The organism is Rhodoferax sp. RT4P68 (assembly GCF_056521305.1).
Map to the genome: position 1 here is coordinate 276993 of NZ_JBWMBB010000009.1, position 7823 is coordinate 284815.

Sequence of the window (7823 nt, forward strand, 5' to 3'; positions counted from 1 at the left end):
GATCGTCAGGACACGAGGACCGGAGGTGCGTCGGTGCTGATCTCGACCGTCAGATGGGCCATGTTCCCGCTCACGCTGAAACTCGCCCGCATGCGCACACGGGGCACCTCCACCGGCGTGCCGAAGACGGGGTAGTTCCACAGCGAACACAGCAGCGCCTGCAGCACCGGCGTGGGGCTGGACAGCACGGCCGTGCCCTTGTCCAGCGGCCCACGCATGGTCGTGAAGAACGGCATGCTGCGTGGGAACTGGTCGAACACCGATAGCGCCAGCGCCGCATGGCACAGCGCCGGCCCCTCGGCCAGGCCCATGCCCGTGAACAGCGTCTGCAGCCTGGCCAGCCGCGCCTGCACGGCCGGCGCGATGGGCGCGCGGATGCTGAAGCTCTCGCGCTCCTCCGGATCGGCAAAACCGCCGAGCGCGCGCCGCTTGACGGACAGCAGCACGTCGGCACCGAAGGCCCGCAGCTTGTCCATTTGCGTGCCGAGCGCAGCGGCGCCTTCGTCCAGCAACTCACCGGCCTTGCGCAGCTTGGCGCTGACCTCCTCCAGCACCCACTGCCGGCTGGCCTGCGCCTGGTCCGGCAGCCGGCCGGCCTTGGACACCAGCGCCAGCGCCATCGATTGCAGCGGCAGCACGGCGGCATGGTTCAGCACCTGGGCGATGGCCTCGGCCGACATGTTCAGCGCCTCCAGCCGCTGGCGCAACGCGGCCAGGATGGCGTCGGCCGTCTGGTCCGCCGTGTTGATCGCCACCTGCAGCGCCGCCGCGACGGACTGGGCCAGCTGCTGCTTCAGCGCCGGCGGCAGCGCCTGCAGCTCCCAGTCCATGGTTTCGGGCTGGATCGAATTGCGTGTCCAGAACACCAGCCGCGCCTGGCCCGAGGTGCCGATCTCGATGGCCCAGACCACGCCCTCCATCCAGCCCGAAGTGCCGGAGTTGAAGTAGCCGCTCTTGATGCGCGGCTCCATCGGCAGCAGCAGCTTGATCGCGTCGATCACCGGCGTGAGCGGCTTGACGACCTTGGAGACGCTGTCCAGCGTCCAGTACGGCTGGCTGTGCGGCGCGTGCGTGTGGCCGATGCAGATCTGGTGGAAGTGGTGCCGGTCCAGGTAGGTCATCAGCTCCACCGGGTCCAGCAGATCGAGCGAGGCGCGGCTCTGCGCCGGCGTGACCAGCGTGCCCTGGGCGTTGCGGTGGTTCAGCGCCAGGCCGAAGGCGCCCCACAGCGCCGGCACCGATTCGCTGAACATCAGGTTGTCGCTGAACGTGCGCCCGGCGTTCGGCATGTGCTGGATGCGGTGCGCAAACTGCACGGCCGATTGCTCGCCCGGCCAGGAGTCGAACACCGGCATCGCGGCCAGCATGTCGCCGAAGTCGACCAGCGGGTTGCCCTGCAGCGCAAAGCCGCGCGCGTCCAGCAGCGGGTCCATCCACCGGTCGGCCATGGTGCCCACGGTGTTGGAGATCAACAGGCCCAGGATCTCGTTGTCCGGGCAGTTCCAGGGGTCGAACTGGTGGCCGTGGCAGACCAGCATGCGGCGCCTGGCCGTGTAGTCGTTCGCGTCCATGCCCAGGCGCCCGCTCATGAGCGTGGTGGCCAGGCCCTGCGCGTTGAGCTGCCCGGCGGCGAAGTCGCCCAGCTCGCCCAGCACGTCCAGCCCGGTGTGCTCCTGCATGGTCTTGATGCCCTCGATCACGGCACAGTCCCAGATCTTGAACGGCGCCACGCCGGCCGGTGCGCCCGCGTCCATGCGCGCCTTGAGCACCTGGCCCACGCTGTCGTCCGCGCCCACCTGCTTCAGGAACGAGTCATGGTTGCCCTGGATGCGCACATAGCGCCCGTCGTGGTGCAGCTGGCGCAGCCGGTCATAGACGCCCGGGTGGCTGGCCACGATGGCGCGCATCTTGGCCTCGATGTCCAGCACCTGCTGGGTGCCGACCGTCCTGCTCGGGTAGGCGGCAGCATCGCGCACGAACCACAGCTCTTCGCAATCGCCGGCCTCCAACACGGTGTAGCCGTTGGTGATGGCGTGGTCCAGGATGCGCTGGTAGAGCGCGGCATTGCCCTTGAAGTGGTCGATGGAGCCGGTCCGCAGATCGCCCACATCGTCGCTGGCGTCGTCGCGGTGGATGTCGCTGAAAATCAGGTACTTGGTGTCGCGCCCGCCTGCACCGTTGCCCACGCCGGGCGCTGTCAGCCGCGCCATGTCCCAGCCCGCCGGCATGCCGTGCTCGCCCTCCTCCACGAACATCTGCGACCAGCTGCTCTGCACCTGCCGCACCGCGATGTGCGGAATGGCCGCGGCCACCAGCGTCAGGCCCAGCAACGGGTGCAGGCTGGCCTCCTTGAGCAACTGCAGCTCGCCGGTGCGATCGGGCATGGCCACCATGGTGGCCAGCCGCGCACGCCAGGCCGCGATCTCCTGCGCCGTGGGCTCGGCCACGCTGCCCTTGAAGAACTTCTTCCACTCATCGAGCAGCGCCGTCAGCGGGTGATCGCCTGCGGCCTGGGGCGTGAGCAGCAGGTCCAGGGCATCGAGCAGGCCGGTCAACACATTCGGTGATGGCATCGATACCCCAGAGAGTGATGAGTCTCTTTATAGCGACGCGTTGCGACACGCGTCAACGCGTGGGGGCAACGGACATCCACCGTTTGGGGGACGCTGTGCCGCCCTCACGACCCCCAGCGCAACACCAGCGGATCGAGCCGACGCGCCGTCTCCAGCAATCCCTTGCGCACCTCCGGGTGCATGGCGGGCCAGGGGCTGCGCGGCAGGTCGCAATCGATCACGCCGCCTTGCAGCATCAGCGCCTTGGCGGCGAGGAACCCGGCCTGCCGGTTCTCGTAGTTGATCAGCGGCAGCCAGCGCGTGTACTGCGCGACCGCCTCTTCGCGGTTGCCGGCCATGTACGGGTCCATGATCTGGCGGATGCCGTCGGGGTAGCCGCCGCCCGTCATGGCACCGGTGGCACCGGCGTCCAGGTCGGGGATCAGCGTGATGGCCTCCTCGCCGTCCCACGGGCCTTCGATGGCGTCACCCCCCAGGCGGATCAGCTCGCGCAGCTTGCTCGCGGCGCCCGCCGTCTCGATCTTGAAGTAGCTCAGGTGCTCGATCTCCTGCGCCATGCGTGCCAGGAACGCGGCCGACATCGGCGTGCCGGCGGCCGGCGCGTCCTGCACCATGATCGGAATGTCGATCGCGTCCGACACGCCGGCGTAGAACGCATGGATCTGCGGCTCGCCCACGCGGAAGGTGGCGCCGTGGTAGGGCGGCATGACCATCACCATGGCTGCGCCCATGTCCTGCGCGCGGCGGCTGCGCTCGGCGCAGACCTTGGTGCTGAAGTGCGTGGTCGACACGATCACCGGCACGCGGCCGGCCACATGCTCGAGCACGGTGCGCGTGAGCAGTTCGCGCTCATCGTCGGCGATCAGGAACTGCTCGGAGAAGTTGGCCAGGATGCACAGGCCGTGCGAGCCGGCGTCGATCATGAAGTCGACGCAGCGCTTCTGGCTGGCAAGGTCCAGGCTGCCGTCTTCTTTGAAGGTCGTGGGCACGACGGGGAAGACGCCTTGGTAGCGGGGGGAAGTCATCACAAAGTCTCCATCGGTGTTTCAGATGCGGGGGTGTCCGGGCGGGGGAGCGACCGCTGAACGCGGCGGTCTTATTTCAATGCGAATGGCGTGGCACGTCGGCACCGCGGCAGCCGACCAGGAAGTCGAAGTCGCAGCCCTCGTCGGCCTGCAGCACGTGTTGCACATACAAGCCCTGGTAACCGCCGCGCGAGGGTTTGGCCTCGGCGGCAGCCTGCTCGGCGCGCGCGGCCAGGCGGCGAGCGAGTTCGTCATCGGTGATGTCCAGGTGCAGCCGGCCGCCCGCGCAGTCCAGCTCGATCCAGTCGCCGTCCTGCACGGCCAGCAGCGGCCCATGGGCTGCAGCCTCGGGCGCCACATGCAGCACCACCGTGCCATAGGCCGTGCCGCTCATGCGTGCGTCCGAGATGCGCACCATGTCCTTGATGCCTTGGCGCAGCAACTTGGGCGGCAAGCCCATGTTGCCGACCTCGGCCATGCCGGGATAGCCGCGGGGGCCGCAGTTTTTGAGCACGAGGACCGAGTCGGCGTCCACGTCCAGCGACTCGTCAACGATGCGCTCCTTGTAGTGCTCCAGGCTCTCGAACACCACGGCGCGGCCACGGTGCTGCAAAAGAGCGGGCGTGGCGGCCGAGGGCTTCAGCACCGCACCACGCGGCGCCAGGTTGCCGCGCAGGATGCGGATGCCGCCGTCGGCGATCAGCGGGTTGGCCAGCGGGCGGATGACCTCGTCGTCGTAGCTGGGCGCGTCCTGCACGTTGTCCCAGATCGTCTGGCCGTTGACTGTGAGCGCGTCGGGATGCGGCAGCAGGCCGTGTTCGCCCAGGCGCCGCAACACGGCGGGCAGGCCACCGGCGTAATAGAACTCCTCCATCAGGAAGCGGCCCGAGGGCATCAGGTCGACCAGGGTGGGCGTTCCAGCGCCGATGCGCGTCCAGTCTTCCAGTTCGAGCGGCACGCCGATGCGCCCGGCAATCGCCTTCAGGTGAATCACCGCGTTGGTCGATCCGCCGATGGCGGCGTTGACGCGGATCGCATTCTCGAAGGCTTCGCGCGTGAGGATCTTCGACAGCGTGAGCCCCTCGCGCGCCATGGCCACGGCGCGCGCGCCCGACATCTGCGCCAGCACATAGCGCCGTGCATCGACCGCCGGGATCGCCGCGTTGTGCGGCAGCGAGGTGCCGAGCGCCTCGGCCATGCACGCCATGGTGGAGGCCGTGCCCATGGTGTTGCAGGTGCCGGCAGACCTGCTCATGCCACCCTCGGCCGCGAGGAACTGGTGCAGGTTGATCTCGCCAGCCTTCAACGACTCATGCAGCTGCCACACCGCCGTGCCCGAGCCGATGTTGCGCCCCTCCAGCTTGCCGTTCAGCATCGGCCCGCCCGTCACCACGATGGCCGGGATGTCGCAGCTGGCCGCGCCCATCAGCAGCGCAGGCGTGGTCTTGTCGCAGCCGGTCAGCAGCACCACCGCGTCGATGGGGTTGCCGCGGATGGCCTCTTCCACGTCCATGCTGGCCAGGTTGCGCGTCAGCATGGCGGTGGGCCGCAGGTTCGATTCGCCGTTGCTGAACACCGGGAACTCGACCGGGAAGCCACCGGCCTCGGAGATGCCACGCTTGACGTGCTCGGCGATCTTGCGGAAGTGCGCGTTGCAGGGCGTCAGCTCCGACCAGGTGTTGCAGATGCCGACGATGGGCCGGCCGTCGAACTCGTGGTCGGGGATGCCTTGGTTCTTCATCCAGCTGCGGTACATGAAGCCGTTCTTGTCGGCCGTGCCGAACCATTCGGTGGAGCGCAGTTTCTTCGTCATGGAGTTGTCACCGGTTGGGGCCGCGCGCGGTGATGAAGCGCTGCAGCAGGCAGAACACGAACAGCAGCGCGCCCACGACGATGCGCGTCCACCACGAACTGAGCGTGCCGTCGAAGGCAATGAGGGTCTGGATGATCCCCAGCATCAGCACGCCGAACAGCGTGCCTGCGAGGTAGCCGACACCGCCCGACAGCAGCGTGCCGCCGATGACGACCGCGGCAATCGCGTCCAGCTCCAGCCCCAGCGCATGCAGGCCATAGCCCGACAGCATGTAGAAGGTGAACAGCACGCCGGCCAGCGCCGAGCAAAAGCCCGACAGCGCGTACACGCCGACCAGCGTGCGCCGCACCGGCAGGCCCATGAGCCGGGCCGACTGTTCGTTGCCGCCGATGGCGTAGACCGTGCGGCCGAACGGCGTGCAGTGCGCGACGAAGATGGCGAGCAGCAACACCACGAGCGCGATCACCGCAGAGAGCGACAGCGAGGTCTCGCCCCCTAACGGAATGCGGATCTGCGCAAGATCGCTGTACGCCTCGTTGCCGATGCTGATCGAGTCGATGCTGATGAGGTAGCACAGCCCGCGCGCCAGGAACATGCCGGCCAGCGTGACGATGAAGGGCTGCAAGCGGAAGCGCTCGATCAACAGCCCCATGAAGCCGCCGAAGAGCGTGCCCATCACCAGCACCAACGGGATGGTGGCCGCAGGGCTCCAGCCGTGCCGCTCGACCAGCGCGGCCGACACCATGGTGGTCAGCGCGATGACCGAGCCCACCGACAGGTCGATGCCGCCAGTGAGGATTACGAACGTCATGCCGATGGCGACCACCAGCACGAAGGCGTTGTCAATCAGCAGGTTCAGGAACACCTGGGCCGAGAAGAAGCCGTCGTAGCGCAGGCCGCCGAGCGTGGCCACGGCCATGAACAGCGAGACGGTGGCGGCCAGCGGCAGGTACTTGGGGTCGAAGCGCGGCGCGCCCGTTGCCGGCGCCATGTGCGGTGCGGGCACGCTGCTCATCGCGCTCCTTCCGCCGGCCGCACAGCCAGGGTGCGCAGCATGGTGCGGAACTCCGCCGACTGCAGCAGCATCACGGCGAACACCACCACGGCCTTGACCACCAGGTTGATCTCGGGCGGCACACCCAGCGAATAGATGGCGTAGGTCAGTGTCTGGATGATCAGCGCGCCGATCACGCTGCCCACCAGGCTGAAGCGCCCGCCCGTCAGCAGCGTGCCGCCCAGGGTCACGGCCAGGATCGCGTCCAGCTCCAGCAACTGGCCGGCGTTGTTGGCGTCGGCGCTCTTGATGTTGGAGCTGATGAGCAAGCCCGCCAGCCCCGCGCACAGCCCGCAGACCACATAGGCGCCCAGCACCAGTCGCCTGCTCTGCACGCCGGCCACGCGCGCGGCCGTGGGGTTGATGCCCACCGACTGGATGAACAGCCCCAACGCGCTGCGCGTGGCGGCCAGGTACAGCAGGCCGAACACGGCCGCCACGACGAACACCGAAAACGGCAGGCCCAGTAGATAACCCCCGCCGAGAAAGAAGAAGGGCTTGTGGTAGACCGTGAGGATCTGCCCGTCGGTGATGAGTTGCGCGATGCCGCGCCCCGCCACCATCAGAATCAGCGTGGCAATGATGGGCTGCATGCCCACACCAGCGACCAGCACGCCGTTCCACAGTCCGCAGATGAGCGCCGCACCCACGGCAGCCGCAACCGCCAGCGGCAGACCGAAGCGCGCCGTGCCATCCACGTTGCCGCCAATCGCCCAGGCCGCAACGGCGGCGCTGATGGCGACCACCGCGCCCACCGAGATGTCGATGCCGCGCGTGGCGATCACCAGCGTCATGCCCAGCGATACCAAGATCAGCGGCGCGGCGCGGTTCAGGATGTCGATCAGGCTGCCGTAGAGGTGGCCCTCGCGCCATTCGATGCGCAGGAAGCCGGGGTTGAGGGCGGCGTTGACGGCGAGCAGGATGGCCAGCGTGACCAGGGGCCAGGCGAGGCGGTGTTGCATCCAGCGGGTGGGGATTGAGGACTGCTTGCTCATGTCAGTTGTCCACGGCGCACGTCGCCTGGGTATGCGCTGTGACAGTGGTCGGGTCACGGTGTGGGGCGCGGGCCGAGGCCACCGGGTGGCCCCTTCCGCGAATGTCCCCCGCCAGGGCCGCAGGCGGCCCAGGCTCCTCCTTTATTTCGCTGCAGGGGCCACCCGATACCCTCGACCCTGACCACGGCGCGTTGTGCTGAACGGCAACGAGCGGCGCTGACGGACCACGACGATGGTGTGCTCTACGCAGCGAATACGAAGGGACTTCCCCAGTCCTGAGACGGTGTCGAGGCACCAAGATTGACGTTGCGGAAGTCAACCTAAATGGAAAGGGGAAGTCATGACGGAGATTACACAAACCTC

At 68.0% G+C, this 7823-nt stretch carries 5 protein-coding genes; all 5 read right to left on the reverse strand.

Going from position 1 to position 7823, the window contains the following annotated elements; translation table 11 throughout:
• Positions 1 to 5: 5 nt before the first annotated feature.
• The 5 genes from AC099J_RS20340 to AC099J_RS20360 all read right to left on the reverse strand — a co-directional run bounded on the left by AC099J_RS20340 (position 6) and on the right by AC099J_RS20360 (position 7460).
• On the reverse strand, positions 6 to 2573 hold the full coding sequence (locus AC099J_RS20340; RefSeq protein ID WP_479617081.1) for a hypothetical protein: 2568 nt from the start codon (positions 2571 to 2573) through the stop codon (positions 6 to 8).
• 104 nt (positions 2574 to 2677) lie between these two features.
• Positions 2678 to 3598, reverse strand: coding sequence for a dihydrodipicolinate synthase family protein (locus AC099J_RS20345; RefSeq protein ID WP_479617082.1), 921 nt, complete (start codon positions 3596 to 3598; stop codon positions 2678 to 2680).
• A gap of 76 nt (positions 3599 to 3674) precedes the next feature.
• Positions 3675 to 5411 (reverse strand): IlvD/Edd family dehydratase, encoded by a 1737-nt coding sequence (locus AC099J_RS20350; protein WP_479617083.1) that lies wholly within the window; start codon positions 5409 to 5411, stop codon positions 3675 to 3677.
• Positions 5412 to 5418: 7 nt separating this feature from the next.
• A complete protein-coding gene (gene yjfF / locus AC099J_RS20355) occupies positions 5419 to 6426 on the reverse strand; it encodes a galactofuranose ABC transporter, permease protein YjfF (RefSeq protein WP_479617084.1) in 1008 nt (335 codons plus the stop codon).
• Positions 6423 to 7460: an ABC transporter permease gene (locus AC099J_RS20360; protein WP_479617085.1), complete on the reverse strand. Its 1038-nt coding sequence runs from the start codon at positions 7458 to 7460 to the stop codon at positions 6423 to 6425. The genes yjfF and AC099J_RS20360 overlap by 4 nt, the downstream gene beginning before the upstream one ends.
• Positions 7461 to 7823 lie beyond the last annotated feature (363 nt).

Excerpts from the sequence above, each read along its gene's own strand:
- AC099J_RS20360 (WP_479617085.1), bottom strand. The coding sequence starts at position 7,460 with ATGAGCAAGCAGTCCTCAATCCCCACCCGCTGGATGCAACACCGCCTC.
- yjfF (WP_479617084.1), bottom strand. The coding sequence starts at position 6,426 with ATGAGCAGCGTGCCCGCACCGCACATGGCGCCGGCAACGGGCGCGCCG.
- AC099J_RS20340 (WP_479617081.1), bottom strand. The coding sequence starts at position 2,573 with ATGCCATCACCGAATGTGTTGACCGGCCTGCTCGATGCCCTGGACCTG.
- AC099J_RS20350 (WP_479617083.1), bottom strand. The coding sequence starts at position 5,411 with ATGACGAAGAAACTGCGCTCCACCGAATGGTTCGGCACGGCCGACAAG.
- AC099J_RS20345 (WP_479617082.1), bottom strand. The coding sequence starts at position 3,598 with ATGACTTCCCCCCGCTACCAAGGCGTCTTCCCCGTCGTGCCCACGACC.